This is a genomic window from Deltaproteobacteria bacterium (assembly GCA_040223695.1).
In the GTDB taxonomy this organism is placed as follows: domain Bacteria; phylum Desulfobacterota_D; class UBA1144; order Nemesobacterales; family UBA2774; genus JAVKFU01.
The window spans coordinates 51,453-67,800 of the sequence record JAVKFU010000013.1 but is presented as its reverse complement, the minus strand read 5'-3'; the positions used below and the strand labels follow the sequence as shown (position 1 = coordinate 67,800).

The 16,348-nt window shown below is 48.2% G+C and carries 12 protein-coding genes and 2 tRNA genes; 7 read left to right on the top strand and 7 right to left on the bottom strand.

Annotation, left to right across the window (positions count from 1 at the left end):
• The first annotated feature begins 13 nt into the window (after positions 1 to 13).
• Positions 14 to 1,087, top strand: coding sequence for a cell division protein FtsZ (gene ftsZ / locus RIG61_03305; GenBank protein ID MEQ9618183.1), 1,074 nt, complete (start codon positions 14 to 16; stop codon positions 1,085 to 1,087).
• A gap of 169 nt (positions 1,088 to 1,256) precedes the next feature.
• Here the strand turns inward: ftsZ and rsfS are convergent, their stop codons facing one another.
• From rsfS to ftsY, 4 genes are read right to left on the bottom strand one after another with little or no spacing between them, the layout of a single operon-like run.
• Positions 1,257 to 1,634, bottom strand: a complete 378-nt coding sequence (rsfS, locus tag RIG61_03300) for a ribosome silencing factor (protein ID MEQ9618182.1) — start codon at positions 1,632 to 1,634, stop codon at positions 1,257 to 1,259.
• A gap of 17 nt (positions 1,635 to 1,651) precedes the next feature.
• The gene (gene nadD / locus RIG61_03295) at positions 1,652 to 2,332 is read right to left on the bottom strand and encodes a nicotinate-nucleotide adenylyltransferase (GenBank protein ID MEQ9618181.1); all 681 of its coding nucleotides are present in this window, start codon (positions 2,330 to 2,332) and stop codon (positions 1,652 to 1,654) included.
• Between the two features lie 18 nt (positions 2,333 to 2,350).
• Entirely contained in the window at positions 2,351 to 3,478 is a 1,128-nt protein-coding gene (gene ribD, locus RIG61_03290; GenBank protein ID MEQ9618180.1) for a bifunctional diaminohydroxyphosphoribosylaminopyrimidine deaminase/5-amino-6-(5-phosphoribosylamino)uracil reductase RibD, read from the bottom strand.
• 46 nt (positions 3,479 to 3,524) lie between these two features.
• Positions 3,525 to 4,886 carry a signal recognition particle-docking protein FtsY gene (gene ftsY / locus RIG61_03285; protein MEQ9618179.1) on the bottom strand — a complete coding sequence of 454 codons (1,362 nt, stop codon included), beginning with the start codon at positions 4,884 to 4,886 and terminating at the stop codon, positions 3,525 to 3,527.
• Positions 4,887 to 5,195: 309 nt separating this feature from the next.
• Here ftsY and dnaE point away from each other — a divergent pair, with 309 nt between their 5' ends.
• On the top strand, positions 5,196 to 8,636 hold the full coding sequence (gene dnaE, locus RIG61_03280) for a DNA polymerase III subunit alpha (protein MEQ9618178.1): 3,441 nt from the start codon (positions 5,196 to 5,198) through the stop codon (positions 8,634 to 8,636).
• On the opposite strand, the gene RIG61_03275 is transcribed toward dnaE, so the two are convergent.
• The gene (locus RIG61_03275) at positions 8,633 to 8,923 is read right to left on the bottom strand and encodes a DUF2103 domain-containing protein (GenBank protein ID MEQ9618177.1); all 291 of its coding nucleotides are present in this window, start codon (positions 8,921 to 8,923) and stop codon (positions 8,633 to 8,635) included. The two genes, dnaE and RIG61_03275, sit on opposite strands and share 4 nt — an antisense overlap.
• A gap of 172 nt (positions 8,924 to 9,095) precedes the next feature.
• Here RIG61_03275 and RIG61_03270 point away from each other — a divergent pair, with 172 nt between their 5' ends.
• On the top strand, positions 9,096 to 10,565 hold the full coding sequence (locus RIG61_03270) for a YdiU family protein (GenBank protein MEQ9618176.1): 1,470 nt from the start codon (positions 9,096 to 9,098) through the stop codon (positions 10,563 to 10,565).
• Between the two features lie 431 nt (positions 10,566 to 10,996).
• Here the strand turns inward: RIG61_03270 and RIG61_03265 are convergent, their stop codons facing one another.
• Positions 10,997 to 13,162, bottom strand: coding sequence for a UvrD-helicase domain-containing protein (locus RIG61_03265; protein ID MEQ9618175.1), 2,166 nt, complete (start codon positions 13,160 to 13,162; stop codon positions 10,997 to 10,999).
• A 203-nt stretch (positions 13,163 to 13,365) separates the two neighbouring features.
• Positions 13,366 to 13,440, bottom strand: a tRNA-Gln gene (locus RIG61_03260).
• A gap of 116 nt (positions 13,441 to 13,556) precedes the next feature.
• Between RIG61_03260 and RIG61_03255 the strand changes: the two genes are divergently transcribed.
• From RIG61_03255 to rpmI, 4 genes are all read left to right on the top strand, one after another.
• Positions 13,557 to 13,631: transfer RNA gene (locus RIG61_03255), tRNA-Val, on the top strand.
• 16 nt (positions 13,632 to 13,647) lie between these two features.
• Positions 13,648 to 15,582, top strand: coding sequence for a threonine--tRNA ligase (gene thrS / locus RIG61_03250; GenBank protein MEQ9618174.1), 1,935 nt, complete (start codon positions 13,648 to 13,650; stop codon positions 15,580 to 15,582).
• Complete coding sequence (gene infC / locus RIG61_03245) at positions 15,558 to 16,148, top strand: translation initiation factor IF-3 (GenBank protein ID MEQ9618173.1); 591 nt, start codon at positions 15,558 to 15,560, stop codon at positions 16,146 to 16,148. Before thrS ends, infC begins: the two co-directional genes overlap by 25 nt.
• Complete coding sequence (gene rpmI / locus RIG61_03240) at positions 16,129 to 16,332, top strand: 50S ribosomal protein L35 (GenBank protein MEQ9618172.1); 204 nt, start codon at positions 16,129 to 16,131, stop codon at positions 16,330 to 16,332. Before infC ends, rpmI begins: the two co-directional genes overlap by 20 nt.
• Positions 16,333 to 16,348: the final 16 nt, after the last annotated feature.

Sequence of the window (16,348 nt, the reverse complement as noted above, 5' to 3'; positions counted from 1 at the left end):
GAGGGTGTTAAATATGGCAAATTTTGAGCTAGAAGACACTAATATCGAGCTTAAGGCTAAGATAAAAGTTATCGGAGCCGGCGGAGCCGGCGGTAACGCTATAAACGCTATGATAGAAAGGGGTTTAAACGGCGTCGATTTCATTGTGACCAATACTGACGCTCAGGACCTCAGAAAATCACTTGCCCCTTCCAAGATTCAGATCGGCAACAGGACTACCAAAGGCCTCGGCTCGGGCGGTAATCCCGTGTTGGGCAGAGAGGCGGCTATCGAGGACCAGATAAAGCTTGCCGAGGTTCTTGAAGGCGCGGATATGGTCTTCATTACTGCCGGGATGGGCGGAGGTACCGGAACAGGCGCATCTCCAGTCATAGCGCAGGCTTCAAAGGATGTCGGCGCTCTCACCGTGGGCGTGGTTACGAAACCATTCGGGTTTGAAGGCCCCAAGAGGAATAAGCAGGCGCTCGAGGGCATAGAAAATCTAGAGAAAGAAGTTGACACACTGATTGTAATTCCGAACGACCGCCTCACCGAAGTGCATAACATAAGTATCCTAGACGCTTTTACGAGGGCTGACGAGGTGCTCCACCAGGCAGTGCGCGGAATATCCGATATCATCACCGGCACCGGTTACATCAATGTGGACTTCGCCGACGTAAAGAGCATTATGGGTGAGAACGGCGGGAAAGCGCTCATGGGAACAGGCTTTGCCGAAGGCACTAACAGGGCGATAGAAGCCGCCGAAGCCGCTATAACAAGTCCTCTTCTCGAGGATATATCCATTGAGGGGGCGACCGGGATATTGCTCAACGTCACCGCTTCCCCGGACTTCGGGATCGAGGAGCTGAACGAAGCGTGCAATTACATAAAGGACCGCGCTCACGAAGACGTAAACCTCATATTCGGTCTCGTGTTCAATAGCGAGTTCAAGGAAGCCGTTCAACTAACCGTTATTGCGACCGGAATACAGACTGTGAGAGCTCAGAGCATAAATAAAATAGTTACAAAGCTCCCTACTGACATTGGCGAAGACGAGTTTGAGATTCCCGCATTCATAAGAAGACGCGGCGTTAAAGAAGGGCAGTAGGAACAAAGAGCGAATTAGCCTTAACTAATTTCCCATTTACAGGGTCAAGCTGATAAGACCCGGCAGGCAGGACTTTCTTTCGATACAAAAAGAGAAAAATAAACCGGCGATAAAATTTTTTTTCAGCTTTTGTTTATCGTTCAGCTAAACACGAGTGTGGCAGACGTCTTTAATCCGCTGCCTGAATCTGCGTGTACCGATCGGTTTTTTTTAGGAGTTGTTTTTCAAAGGAAATCTTTACGCGCGGGGCATCTATCCACAGGCTTTCTATATTATAAAATTCCCTCAAGGGCTCATAAAATATATGGGCGACCACATCCGCGGAATCCACCAATACCCACTTCCCTTCAGCGTGGCCTTCAATGCCGATAATTTTCTCGTCCATACCTTTCAATTTCTTCTCGATATTATCCACGATCGTTTTTACGCCTCTCGTAGAATTTGCACTGCAGATCATGAGATAATCGGTAACATCGCTTGAAGATTTTACCTCTATAACTACAGGATCTTCGGCGTTTTTCTCCCAGGCCGCCTGAGCGATCGACAAGGCTTTCTTCTTGGATTCTATTGAGCTTCCTCCCCGCGGTAGAGCATGTTAGACATGATGTACTCTTCCACCGGGCCGGGAACCAGGTATCTGATAGACTTTTCGGTCTTTATAAGACGCCTTATTTCGGTGGAGGATACTTCAAGACCCCGGATTTGTGTAAAAGCGATAACTTTGGAATTTTTATTTCTATAAAATATCACGTTCTCTGTATTTTTATCATAACTAAAATCGGCGCCGAGGGCAAGCGGCGGTTTGGGCGGTTCGCCGTTTGAAAAGCCCGGCCGGGTGATTACGGCGAAGTTCGACAGTTTAAACAGCTCCCTGTAATCCTTCCATGTTTCAATGTCGGAAAACAGCTCGTTCCCCACGATAAAGTAAAATTCATGATCGGCATGAAGACCGGTCAGGTATTTTAAGGTTTCGATTGTGTAAGAAGCGGAGCTTTTCTCTACTTCATATTCGCATATCTCGAAAAACGGGTTTGAGTCGAGCGCAAGCTCGAGCATTTTGAGCCTGTGACGTGAAGGGGTAACTTCCGAGCTTTCCTTGTGAGGTGGCAGGGCGGATGGAATGAAATAAACCTCGCTGAGTCCGAGCATTTCCCTTATTTCCTCCCCGGCCCGCAGGTGTCCCATATGCACGGGATCAAACGTCCCTCCGAATAGGCCGACTTTCTTTTTGCCGTTATTCTCCATAATTCCGCTAAAAAATTATCACCCTTCCGGTTGTCTCTTTTTTATATAGCCTTCTATCATAAACTCGCTCCCGTATCTTTTTATACTAATCCCGTCTATCTCCAAAGAATTTCCGACTTTGGAGATGCCGAGGTCGCCTATCATGCTGAGACCGTCTCCACCCATTAACTTAGGCGCATAGAAGAAAACCACCTTGTCCACAATCCCGCTCCTGAGCGCATGTGCCGCGGTCCTGCTTCCCCCTTCAACGAGGAGGCTTGTGATTTCGTAGTCTCCCAGCGCAACGAGGAGTTCATTTAAGTTCAAGAGTCCCTGTCTATCCGTGCTGATTTCAATTATTTTCGCCCCTGCGCTTTCGAGTTTCTCTCTTTTTCTTTTGTCGCAGGATTTTCCTGTCGCTATAAAAACGGAGTCGTGGAGCGCCAATATACTGGATTCCGGGGGCGTCCTGAGCCCCGGGTCTAGCACTACGGGCACGGGTTGTCTCACTGTTTTTTTCCGCAGCCTTACATTCAAGCGCGGATCGTCGGTGAGCACTGTTCCAATGCCGACCATTACGGCGTCAGCCTTGCTCCTCAGTTTGTGCGCATACTCCCTCTGTTTCTCGCTTCCTATCCACTTCGAGTCCCCGGTGCGGGCGGCTATCTTTCCGTCGAGTGTCGCCGCGAGCTTCAGGATTACGAACGGTTTACCTGTCGTTATATATTTTTTGAAGCTCTCATTTATGTCCCTTGATTTTTGTTCGAGAACGCCGGTTACTGTATTGATACCTTTTTCTCCAAGCGTTTTCACCCCCTTTCCGCTTACTTTCGGGTTGGGATCGAGCGAGCCTACCACCACCTTTGTCACCCCTTTTTCTATTATAGCGTCAACGCAGGGAGGTGTCCTTTTGCCCTTGTGGCAGCAGGGCTCAAGAGATACGTAGAGTGTAGAACCGTTGATATTATGCCCCTTTTTTTCCGCGTCTTTAAACGCTTCTATCTCCGCGTGAGGAAGACCGGCCTTCCGGTGATACCCCTTTCCTATTATCTCCCCCTTTTTGACCACTACCGCCCCCACAAGGGGGTTCGGACTTGTCATGCCTTCCGCCCTTTTGGCCAGCTTAAGGGCGATCGACATATATTTTTCGTCTTGGTGCGTGGGCATATAAACTCAATAGTTTTGTTTATTTCGATATCTCGGCTCGAGTCTTTTAATGCAGGGTTTCATCCCCGGAATAAAACAGGGCCTCCACGAATTCCTCCGCGTGAAACTCTCTCAGGTCGCTCAGGCTTTCTCCAATACCTATATACTTGACGGGTATGTTCAGCTCGTCCGCTATAGCCACGATCACGCCGCCTTTCGCCGTTCCGTCGAGTTTTGTGAGGACGATTCCCGTTACATCAAGGGCTTCGTTAAACATCTTTGCCTGCTGGATTGCGTTCTGACCCGTGGTTGCGTCCAGCACAAGCAGTGTTTCGTGAGGGGCTTTTTCGAGCTCTTTGGAAATGACCCTCTTCATTTTCTTTATCTCGTCCATCAGGTTTCCCTTGGTATGGAGTCTGCCTGCGGTATCTATAATTAGAATGTCCATTCCCCGTGCCGAAGCCGCTTTGACGGCGTCGAAAGCAACCGACGAAGGGTCTGCTCCGCTCTGCCCCTTGATAAAATCCGTTCCGACCCTTTTGGACCAGATTTCAAGCTGTTCCGTCGCTGCCGCTCTGAATGTGTCCCCCGCGGCCACCATAACCTTGTTGTTTTCTTTTTTAAGCTTGTTTGCCAGCTTTCCTATTGTGGTTGTTTTACCGACACCGTTGACTCCGGCCACCATTACCACAAACGGTTTTTCATCTGCCGTGATCGGATTTCCTTCAGCATTCTTTAATATCCTGAGTATTTCTCCTTTAAGCCCGCCTGTAATAGAGCTTGTGTCGCTCAGGGAGTTCTTCTCCAAATCGGATTCTATCTTTTCCCTCAGCTTCATTGTCGTGCTTACTCCCAGGTCGGCCATTATAAGGGTCTCTTCGAAATCGTCCCATACGCTCTCGTCTATTTCCCCCTTCGAAAGCACCTCGTTGAGCCTGCCGAAAAGTCCCGTATGGGTTTTGGATAAACCCTTCCGGAGCCTCGCGAAGAGCCCCTCTTTTGTTTCTTCTATTTCCTCAACTACCGCTTCGACCGGCTGCTGTTCCTCTCTCAATTCTTCCGCTGCCTGAACCGCAGGGCTCTCTTCCGGTAATTCCGCCCCCGTTATGTCATCTATTTCTTCTGTTTCAACTTCCCTGATTTCGGGCTCCGCTATTTCCTCGATTCCTGCTTCTTCACGCGGCGCTTGGAATTCTTCGCTCGGAGGCGCTTTAATCCCTTCAGCCTCTTCCGCTTCCTTAATCCCCTCAGCCTCGTACTGGACCGGTTGTTCCTTTTCCCCCTCGGGAGCCTCTTTTGCCGGTTTTTCTTCGAACAGGAAGGTGATAACCAAAGAAATCAGAGCTATGATTGCGAATATTACAGCTACCGCCGCCAGGTCCGAATACGGACTGGGAATAGTGTTAAATACCGATAATATTTCTTCCATTACTTGTAAGGCCTCCTGTGTCACTCCGAAGAGAAACGAATAAACTTTATACTTGCATGATATTGTAATTTCATATTATTCGTAAACAAATAAAGATAACATAACGGGATAAAATACACTCTATTTTGCAGATGTTCGATTAATAAAGTTAATATACTTTTCAGAGAATTCTTTTCAACATCTTAATTTTTAGCGTTTTTTCAGTTGATTGTGACAAATTTGTTAGGATTGTTATTGTAACCATCACGAAATAAACAATGTTTTCCGGCCACTTGAACTGCCCGAATCTTCTTGGATATAATAAAACCGATGTCCAAAGGTTTTGTCCATCTCCATCTCCACTCACAGTACTCACTGCTCGACGGTGCGATAAAGTTCGATGACCTCTTTCCCCAGGCAAAAGAGTTCGGCATGGAGGCGGTCGCGCTGACCGATCACGGAAACCTCTTCGGCGCTTACGATTTTTACAAGAACGCGAAGGATACGGGCGTTAAACCTATAATCGGCTGCGAGCTGTATGTAACACCCAAAATCAACCCTGAGAACCCCGCCGAGGGGAAGACACACCACATTACGGTCTTATCAATGAACAGGGCAGGTTATCAGAACCTCTCGAGACTCGTCACAAAAGCCTACTTCGACGGTTTTTACAGGAGGCCCAGGGTAGATCACGAGCTCCTGGGCGAACACAACGAAGGACTCATCGTGCTGAGCGGCTGTCTAAACAGCGAGCTTTCAAAAGCGATATTCAGTAAGGATATCAAAGCCGCCCTCAATGTAGCTTCATTGTACAGGGAAATTTTCGGCGACAGGTATTATCTGGAGGTACAGGCCACGGGGCTTCCGGAGCAGAAAAGGGTTAACAAGAAAGTAAGAGAAATCGGTGAAAAGCTGGGCATCCCCATTGTAGCTACGAACGACTGCCACTTTCTCAGAAAAGAGGACTCGAGGCCCCATGACGCCCTTCTCTGCATACAGACAGGGTCGTCCCTAGAGGACGAAAACCGGTTCAAATTTCAGGGAGATCAGTACTATCTCAAGTCCGAAGGGGAAATGCTAAGGGACCTTGAGGGGTTTGAAGACGCTATACAGAAAACCGCGGAGATTGCCGATAGATGCAATTTCGAGTTTGAACGAAACGGATACAAGCTTCCCGAGTTCGAGATTGAGGGGGATATGTCTCTGGATGAGTACCTGGCTGAGCACGCCAGAGAAAAGCTCGGGGAAAGAATCGATGAAAACGGCATTAATGACCAGAAAATCGGAGTTTACGAGGAAAGGCTTGAGACCGAAATAGAGATAATACAGAAAATGGGTTTTTCCGGATATTTTCTTGTCGTGGCCGATTTTATCAATTACGCGAAATCAAACGGCATCCCCGTAGGTCCCGGCAGGGGAAGCGCCGCGGGGAGCCTTGTCGCTTACGCCCTCGGCATAACCGAAGTCGATCCCATCCCGTATAAACTGATTTTCGAGAGGTTCCTGAATCCCGAGCGTATAAGCATGCCGGACATCGATATCGATTTCTGCGGCGAGGGAAGGGACGAGGTAATCAAATATGTAACGAAGAAGTACGGCGCCGATAAAGTCGCCCAGATCGGGACATTCGGAACCATGTCGGCAAAGGCCGTGGTAAAGGATGTGGGCAGGGTTCTGGGGATACCTTATGCCGATGTGGACAGGATTTCTAAATTGATACCGTCCTTCAGGGGTAAAGTTTTCAGTATCGAAAAGGCTATTTCCAGCGTTCCCCAGATAAAGGAGCTAATCGACGGCTCCCCCCGGCTAAAGGAGATGATCGAGCTTGCGCGGCCTCTCGAAAATATGGTGAGGCACTCCTCGACCCATGCTGCCGGGATCGTCATAGCCAATGAACCTTTAGCGGACCACATCCCACTGTACAAAGGCTCGAAGAATGAAATCGTAACCCAGTTCGACATGAACACGATCGAAGAGCTGGGTTTCGTTAAGTTCGATTTCCTTGGTCTCAAGACCCTGACTGTGATCGACAAGGCGATTAAGCTCATTCATGAGAACTACGGAAAAGAAGGCGGAAAAAATTTCGATATAAATAAAATACCGCTCGATGACCCCGAGGTTTACGCCCTGCTCTCTAGCGGCAGGACGCGCGGAATATTCCAGATTGAATCTTCAGGCATGAAAGAGCTCCTGATGAAGCTTCAGCCGACAGACTTTGAAGACATAATCGCCGTGCTCGCCCTCTATCGCCCGGGGCCCCTCGACAGCGGAATGGTCGATGAATACATTGACCGTAAACACGGGAGGAAGAAGATACAGTATCCCCTGCCGGACCTGCAAGAAATTCTAAAGGATACATATGGTCTCTTCGTATATCAGGAGCAGATAATGCAGACGGCGAGCGCCATTGCCGAGTACAGCCTCGGAGAAGCGGATCTCTTGAGGCGCGCCATGGGCAAGAAAAAGCCCGCGGAGATGAAGGCCCAAAGGGAAAGGTTCCTGAAAGGCGCTAAACAAAAGGGTATAAAGGACAAAAAGGCAAAGGAAATTTTCGATGCCATGGAAAAATTCGCGGAATATTCATTTAACAAAAGCCACAGCACCGCCTATGCGTTGATAACCTATCAAACGGCATATCTCAAAACACACTACCCCGCCGAATTCATGGCTGCCCTTATGACTGTGGAAGCGAATAATACGGATAAAGTCATATCCAGCATCACCGAGTGCAAACAAATGGGAATCCCGGTACTCGCCCCCGACGTAAACGTGAGCCTGGACGGATTCACCGCGTCCGGCGGAAGCATAAGATTCGGACTCTCGGGAATAAAAAATGTAGGCGAGGGGACGGTCGAAGCAATAATTAACGCCAGGCGCGAAAAAGGCAATTTCGATTCGATATTTAATTTCTGCGAGCTTGTAGAAGCCAGACGGCTTAACAGGAGAACTTTCGAGAGCCTTATAAAGAGCGGCGCGTTCGATTCCCTCGGCGTCAACAGAGGGAGTTTGATGGAATCCATAGACACGCTTCTCAGCTTTACGTCCATAAAGCAGAAGAGCTCCGTAGAGGGTCAGCACTCGCTCTTCGCTCTGAACGATTCCGTTTCCATGCCCGCTCTTGAGGAAATGGAAGAGTGGGAGGAAAAACAGCTACTCAGATATGAGATGGATGTGCTCGGCTTTTATGTCACCAGCCATCCGATGGCTAAATACGCCTCCGAAATAAGGAGGTCGATTGACAGCATCGATACGGAGTCCCTCTCCGAAATCAGAGAAAAGCGCGAAGTTGCGGTCGCAGGGGTTGTACGCTCGCTTACCGTTAAGCACACGAAAAGCGGTAAGGGCATTTTCGGCAATCTGGTTCTCGAAGACTTAAAAGGGTCCGTAGAGGTAGTTATTTTTAATGACCTGTTAAGGAAATCCCTTCCGATACTGGAGGAAAAAGTCGATCCTGTGATTGTAAAGGGCGTGGTCGAGCCCAGTGAAGACAGAGTTAAGATGAGAGCAACCGAGATTCTCTCATTAAGAGAGCTCAGAAACGGCTCGACTGTTCATATAAATCTGACATCTGAGACCTCGAAGAAGGATAAGTTCCTGCAGTTGAGGGATATTTTTAACAGCTATCCCGGTGATTCCATGGTCCATCTGCACCTGTCGACGGAAACCTGTGAAGCGGTTCTAGAGGTAGGGGACGTGCGTGTAGATGTCCAGGATAATTTTATTAGTGAGGTTGAGAGCCTGTTGGGGAAAAACTGCTTGAGATTCGTTTAACCCCTTTTCTGGGAATTCGCAATTATCTCTTTTAGCTTTTCGGGCTCACTCGTAACAACAAATACCTCCTGCACCGAATTCCCGCTTCTTGCGATTAATTTCGCCCCGCTCACTGTGGCGTACTTGTAACGAACCACCAGGTTTTCGCCGGTCGTTTTTCCGACCTTGATTTCACCCGGAATTACCGACTCGACAAACTCATTCGGCGAAACATTCGTTTCCAGGAAATTTTGAAGCCCTTTAATTATGCTGTGCTGGCGTTTTATTTTATTCTTTCTGTGTTTCATATATTAATCTTTTGAATATGATACCAATTCCTGGCCCGCGGTTTATTCATTGACGGCCTGCGTGCGGACTTAAATATACAATGATTACGGACGGGTTTCTAATTGTCCGTCCTGCGGCGTTAACTGTTTTTGCCCTCAATATGTATATTAATCCTAAGGATTAATTGACCGTATGCGAAAATTACACGAGCTTGAATTCGACAATACATACAGCAGGCTGCCGGAAGAGTTTTATCAGCCGGTGAACCCCACGCCGTTTGAGACCCCTCATCTCGTGAGTTTCAATCCGGACGCGGCGTCATTAATCGGGCTCGACCCGTCGGTGGTGTATGATCCGGAGTTTGTCGATTACTTCTCCGGTAAAAGATTAATCCCTGGGTCACGACCCATAGCGATGTACTACACAGGGCATCAGTTCGGCGTATACAATCCCGATATCGGGGACGGAAGGGCGATACTTCTCGGCGAGGTAAGGAATTCAAAAGGGGAGAAATGGGACCTTCATTTAAAGGGTGCGGGAAGAACGAAATACGCACGGGTCTTTGACGGAAGAGCGGTTTTAAGATCGACCGTGAGGGAGTATCTTTGCTCGCAGGCGATGCACGGTCTCGGTATTCCGACAACGCGGGCGCTCTGTATCATAGGGAGCAGCGAAAGGGTGGAGCGCGAGACTCCCGAGACCGGGGCAATGATGCTCAGGGTAGCGGAAACCCACGTCCGTTTCGGCTCTTTCGAGGCATTTTACTACGAGGACAAACACGAGCATGTAAAACTGCTCGCTGACTATGTCATAGAAAATCATTTCCCCCGATTTGTAGAAGAAGATGATAAATATGCTCTCTTTCTGGGTGAAGTGGTCGGAAGAACCGCCGGGCTGATCGCGCTCTGGCAGGCCTGCGGTTTCACCCACGGTGTAATGAACACGGATAATATGTCCATAACCGGACTCACTATCGACTACGGCCCCTTCGGGTTCGTAGAGGAGTACGATCCCGGCTACATACCCAATCACTCTGATCATTTCGGCAGATACTCATTTTCCAATCAGCCGGCCATCGCGCTATGGAATCTGAGGAAGCTGGCCAAATCTTTAAGCGCTCTTATGCCGCGTGAGATATCCCAGGAAATTCTTGAATCTTTCAAGAAACGCTACGGGGAGAGTTACTTTGAAATTATGCGTAGAAAGCTCGGGTTTGAGGAGATTATGCCTGAGGACGGCGAATTGATACAGGAGCTGCTTAATTTGCTTGAGGAGGGCAGAGCAGACTATACGAATTTTTTCAGGAGTCTCAGCGGGTTTTCAGCAGAGGGCTTCGGAGGCGTTAAAGATACTGCCGGGATATTTAAAAACGAGGCGCGATTTGAAAAATGGAGCGCGTCTTATAAAAAGCGTTTGAGAGCGGAGAATAGCAGTGACGCCGAGCGAAAGAAGATGATGGATTCAGTTAATCCGAAATACATTCTCCGAAATTATCTTGCTGAGCAGGCGATAAGAAAAGCAGAGCAGGAGCGGGATTACACGGAAATCGCGCTCCTTCATAATTTACTCAAGAATCCATTCAGCGAGCAGCCGGAGTTGGAACGGTACTCGGAACCCGCTCCCGAGTGGGCGCGTAGCCTCGTGATAAGCTGCTCTTCTTAAGATAAAAAACATGCGGGGGGCGAATATTTTAGCGCCTCTCATCATAATATATAATATTTCCCCCTTAGAAAAAGGGGAATGATACCGACAAATCAGAGGTATCGGATGCTCTTGGTTAAAAACACTGAAGCTCACTGGCCATGGCACTGCATTTTTGAAATCAAACAAAAGGGGGATTTGGTTTTTTTCTTACCTCTTCATCCTGAGCCTAGTCGAAGGATGCCCCCCTTCATCAATTCTTCCACCCCCTCTTTCCTTGTACCGGTAATTTCCTCCCCCTTGATGGGGGAGGATTAAGGCGGAGGTGTCATTTCGAGCGGCGCGAGAAATCTTTTTTTATCTTGCAGTTTCTTCAGAATAATAAGAGTTGTTCTCAGGCCTCTCAGTACTTCCGATTCAAAAAAGACCAAGAGAGGACCGCTTAGTATTAATCACCCTTCCAGATAACTTGCTATAATCTTTTTTATTCCATAACCGGGAAAGGAGATCGTGACTTTCGCACTCCCGCCCGTACCCTCGACTCTCTTTACTACCCCCTGCCCGAATGACGGATGATCTATAATTTGCCCGATCCTGTATCTTCCGCCGTTTTTGGCATTGGTGGATTTTTGAGTAACCCCCGCCTCGGATTTTATCAGCTTTTGTTGGTGGTATGCTCGTTTACCGACTTCCTTATACAGTCCTGAGTAATAGTTATTCCAGATTAAAAGATCGTTTGGAATTTCGCTAATAAACCGGGAAGGCGCCGGTCTCTCCTCTTTTCCGAAGACCCTCCTTTTTGAGGCGCTTGTAAGATACACTTTTTCCTTGGCGCGCGTGAGGCCCACGTAGAAAAGCCTCCTCTCCTCTTCTATTTCTCCGTTTTTAGCTGAATTAAAATGAGGAATGAGGTTCTCTTCCATCCCGATTATAAAAGTCACGGGAAATTCGAGTCCCTTTGCGGAGTGGAGAGTCATAAGCGCTACCCTGTCGTCTTTATCGTTAAACCTGTCTACGTCGCTTGCGAGCGAAACCCAGTCCAGAAAGTTATGGAGAGAGGCGTCCTCTTCTTCATTTTCGAATTCCGCGGCCAGGTTCAGTATTTCTCCCACGTTCTCCCTTCTCTCCTCTTCCCTTTCCAGAATTTCCAGATAGCCAGTTTTCTGAAGCACGAAATCCAGGAGCTTTCCTATTTCGCGCTTCTCGCCGAATCCAATCAGCTCATCCATTAGTTTCAGGAATCTTTCGAGGTTTGCGGACGCTCTTTTAGGCAGAGCTTCGTTTCTGAGAGCTGTCCGCATGGAGTCGAATAACGAGACGCCTTCTTCTCTGGAAATTTCCTCTAATTTATCGACTGTCCCCTTTCCGATACCCCGGGGCGGGACGTTTATAATCCTCCTAAGGCTTATATTGTCAAGCGGGTTCGCGATCACCTTGAGAAACGCCATCACGTCTTTAATTTCGGCTCTCTGGTAAAAGCCGATTCCGCCTACTATCGTATAGGGGACGTTCCGCCGGAGGAACTCTTCCTCTAAGAGTCTCGACTGGTTGTTCGTCCTGAAAAATACGGCTATGTCCTTGTATGAATATCCCGACTTTGAAATTTCGGACACTATCTGTGAGACCACGTATTTTGCCTCATCCCGCTCGTCCCTCGCTTCGTAATAAACCAGCTGTTCTCCCTCCGGGTTCTCTGTCCAAAGGTTCTTGTCGTGTCTGCGTCTATTCTTTAGAATCAGCTGATTTGCGGCCTGTAGGATGGTTTTTGTAGACCTGTAGTTCTTTTCGAGTTTTACTATTCTGGCGTCCGGATAATCTCTCTCGAAGTTTAATATGTTCGTTATGTCGGCGCCCCTCCAGCCGTATATCGACTGATTGTCGTCCCCGACGACAAAAATATTTTTATGCCTCCTCGAAAGCAGCTCCACCAATTTGTACTGCATATGGTTCGTGTCCTGGTATTCGTCGACCAGGACATGCTTGAAAAGCCCCTGATATTTGCTCAGAACTTCCGGCTTTTTCTCGAACAGGTTTACCGTAACATAAAGCAGGTCTCCGAAGTCAAGAGCGTTCAGCTTTCTTAATTCCTGTTCGTAGAGGTCGTATATCTTCGAGATTCTGTCGTCGTATATATTCGCGCCAAGCTCTCCCGGGCTCACTCCCCTGTTCTTCGCGCCGTCTATCTTTGACCTTACCGACCTCGGTTCGAATGCGCGCTCACCGATATTCAGCCTGGCCATGCATTCCTTTATCAGCTTTATTTGATCGCTCTCGTCGTAGATTATGAAATTATTTTTGAAACCATCGAGATTCTCTATTTCTCTCTTTAAAATTTTGACGCATATGCTGTGAAAGGTTCCTATCCACAAGTTTACGGACCGGTTATCGATCAGCCGGCTCACCCTTTGCTTCATCTCGTTCGCAGCTTTATTAGTAAATGTTACGGTCAGTATATTGGAGGGGCTTACTTGTTGATTATTGATCAGATAGGCGATTCTTTCGGTGATAATTTTTGTTTTTCCCGAACCCGCGCCCGCGAGAACGAGCAGTGGGCCGCCCGCATGTTTAACGGCCTCTGACTGAGAGGGGTTGAGTTTATCCTGACTTCCGGATGACATTAGAGCACCTTGATAAATATATGAATAAGGAAAAAGTTTTTACGAAATAAACGATTAAACGCACAAAGATCCTGATATATAATACCCCGGGCACATAACCATCGGCAATTACGATGATGGTCCGTCGGTGAGAAGAAAAGGCTGAATTCACTTGACGATTTCTGCTTGGTGTGCTGCTCCGAAATAATCTGCGCTGAATAATGTGGCTGGGGCGGGAGGACTCGAACCTCCACAGCAGGCTCCAAAGGCCTGAGTCCTGCCAATTAGACGACGCCCCAGCTGAGTACAGCGTTATCTTACCAACAATTTAAATCCAGAGCAACAAAATCAAAGCAACGCGAGTCTTGACAGCTCCTGTTTTATATAAGAAAATTAAGGGTTCTGGGAAATTTTTGAGCGCGTAGCTCAGGGGGAGAGCGCTTGCTTGACACGCAAGAGGTCGCAGGTTCAAATCCTGCCGTGCTCACCACGCGATATTGGATAACATGGAAGAAGTACAGATCAGCCTTCCCGACGGAGCGGAGAAAACCTTTCCCAAAGGCACCGCCGTCGGGGAAATCATAAATTCTTTAGGTATGGAGAACAGTACCGTTGGCGCGAAGGTAAACGGGGAGCTTGTAGATTTCTGGTTTGAGATCAAGACTGATTCCTCTGTATATCCAGTTAAAACGGGTTCCGAAGAGGGTCTCGCGCTCATAAGGCATACAGCGGCCCATATAATGGCCGAAGCCGTTCAGTCCCTGTTCCCCGAAGCCAAGGTAACAATAGGACCTGTTATAGAGAACGGATTTTATTACGACTTTGAATATTCCCGCGGTTTTACCCCTGAAGATCTGGAAAAAATAGAAATGAGGATGAAAGAGATAGTCGGGGAGAAAAAACCGCTCGTCAGGAAAAAGGTCTCCAGAGAAAGCGCGATCGGTGTATTTGAGAATGAGGGGGAAAACTACAAAGTCGAGATAATAAAGGACCTTCCGTCAGGTGAGGAGATTACCATCTACGAGCAGGGAGAGTGGCATGACCTCTGCAGGGGCCCTCACGCGCCGTCCACGGCTCATGTCAAGGCCTTTAAGCTCCTCAGCACTGCGGGCGCTTACTGGAGAGGGGACGAAAGGAACCCCATGCTCCAGCGTATATACGGCACCGCTTTCTGGAATAATAAGGAATTAAAACAGTATCTTAACAAGCTTGAGGAGGCTAAAAAACGGGACCATCGCAAACTGGGCAGGGAGCTCGATCTCTTCTCTATTCAGGACGAGACGGGCGCCGGGCTTGTTCTCTGGCACCCCAAAGGCTCGAGAATAAGGCGTGTGATCGAGGATTTCTGGCGCGAACAGCACGAGCGTTACGGTTACGAGCTGCTCTACACCCCTCACATAGCAAAAATAGACCTGTGGAAAACCAGCGGACACCTCGATTTCTACAATGAGAACATGTACCCCCGCATGGAAGTCGACAATACCGAATATCAGATAAAACCCATGAATTGCCCCTTTCATATAATGATCTACAAGACGGCGATAAGAAGCTACAGGGACCTGCCGCTCAGGTGGGCGGAGATAGGAACGGTTTACCGTTACGAGCGCTCGGGGGTGCTGCACGGCCTTCTAAGGGTAAGGGGATTCTCACAGGACGACGCGCATATATTCTGCAGGCCCGATCAGATTGAAGAAGAGGTGATCGGAGTTCTTGATCTGACCGTTCTATTCCTGAAAACATTCGGTTTTGACGATTACGAGATCTATCTCTCTACCATGCCCGAGAAATTTGTCGGTACCGAGGAAGGCTGGGACAGGGCGACGGCCGCGTTAAAGAACGCTCTTGAGGCCAAGGGAATTGATTACGAGATTGATGAGGGCGGCGGCGCCTTCTACGGTCCAAAAATCGATATCAAGATAAAAGATGTTTTAGGCAGAGCTTGGCAGTGCTCGACAGTTCAGGTAGATTTTAACCTTCCCGATAGGTTCGATATGAGTTTTATCGGTGAGGATAACAGCCGCCATAGAACTATAATGATTCACCGGGCCATATTCGGGTCTATGGAGAGGTTTTTCGGCGTACTCATAGAGCATTACGGCGGGGCCTTTCCGGTATGGCTGAGTCCCGTTCAGGTGCGTATTGCTACCATAGGGGACGAGCAAGCGCCGTATGCGGAAGAGATATATAAAGTCTTGAGAGGTAGAGATATAAGAGCAGAAAAAGACATAAGAAACGAGAAGCTCGGATTAAAGGTCAGAGAAGCGCAGCTTGAGAAGATTCCCTACCTCCTTGTTGTAGGCAAAAAGGAGATGGAGTCGGGAACTGTGGCTCCGAGAAAGCTGGGAGGCGAGAATATTTCTCCGATGAAGGTCGAGGAGTTTGTAAGCCATATAGAAAATGAACTTGATCCTCAAACTTGGAGGGAGGTAGAACAGAGATAAGAAAGTCTAAAGGGTCCAGAAGCAGAGAACCGGAAGTTCGGATAAACCAGAGGATCAGAGCGCGGGAAGTCAGGCTTGTCGACGTGGGCGGTGAACAGCTCGGGGTGGTTCCGATTCGTGAGGCGCTTAATATATCTGAAGAAAGGGGAGTCGATCTTGTAGAGGTTGCCCCGAATGCCAATCCCCCTGTTTGCAGGTTGATGGATTACGGCAAATATAAGTATGAGTTAAAGAAACAGGCCAATGCCAAAAAGCAGAAGACACAGACTGTGAAAGAAGTTAAGTTCCGCCCGAATATCGGCGAGCACGATCTCGACGTTAAGATAAACCGCATCAGGGAATTTCTCGAGGACGAAAACAAGGCGAAAATAAGGATATTCTTCAGAGGAAGGGAAATAGTTCACCCGGAGATAGGCAGGATGCTCGCAAACAAGATAGTTGAAAGAGTGGCGGATGTAGGCGGCGTCGATATGGCTCCCAGGCTCGAGGGTAAAAACCTGATAATGGTTCTGTCGCCTAAGAAAAGCTCAGGAGGTGGGAAAGAAAGTGCCAAAACTGAAAGTTAAAACAAACAGAAGCGCCGCGAAGAGATTCAGGGTAACAGCCGGCGGAAAAGTGAAAAGGAACCGCGGAGGCGGAAGCCACTTAAACATAAAGAAGAACAGGAAGCGAGTCAGAAGACTAAAATCACCTGATTTTCTCGAAGGCGCCGCAGCGAAGAGAATTAAAACATACGTTCCGTATAAATAATTCTTAATAAGGTAAG

Excerpts from the sequence above, each read along its gene's own strand:
- RIG61_03270 (MEQ9618176.1), top strand. The coding sequence starts at position 9,096 with ATGCGAAAATTACACGAGCTTGAATTCGACAATACATACAGCAGGCTG.
- nadD (MEQ9618181.1), bottom strand. The coding sequence starts at position 2,332 with ATGGAGAATAACGGCAAAAAGAAAGTCGGCCTATTCGGAGGGACGTTT.
- ftsY (MEQ9618179.1), bottom strand. The coding sequence starts at position 4,886 with ATGGAAGAAATATTATCGGTATTTAACACTATTCCCAGTCCGTATTCG.
- RIG61_03275 (MEQ9618177.1), bottom strand. The coding sequence starts at position 8,923 with ATGAAACACAGAAAGAATAAAATAAAACGCCAGCACAGCATAATTAAA.
- thrS (MEQ9618174.1), top strand. The coding sequence starts at position 13,648 with ATGGAAGAAGTACAGATCAGCCTTCCCGACGGAGCGGAGAAAACCTTT.
- RIG61_03265 (MEQ9618175.1), bottom strand. The coding sequence starts at position 13,162 with ATGTCATCCGGAAGTCAGGATAAACTCAACCCCTCTCAGTCAGAGGCC.
- ftsZ (MEQ9618183.1), top strand. The coding sequence starts at position 14 with ATGGCAAATTTTGAGCTAGAAGACACTAATATCGAGCTTAAGGCTAAG.
- dnaE (MEQ9618178.1), top strand. The coding sequence starts at position 5,196 with ATGTCCAAAGGTTTTGTCCATCTCCATCTCCACTCACAGTACTCACTG.
- ribD (MEQ9618180.1), bottom strand. The coding sequence starts at position 3,478 with ATGCCCACGCACCAAGACGAAAAATATATGTCGATCGCCCTTAAGCTG.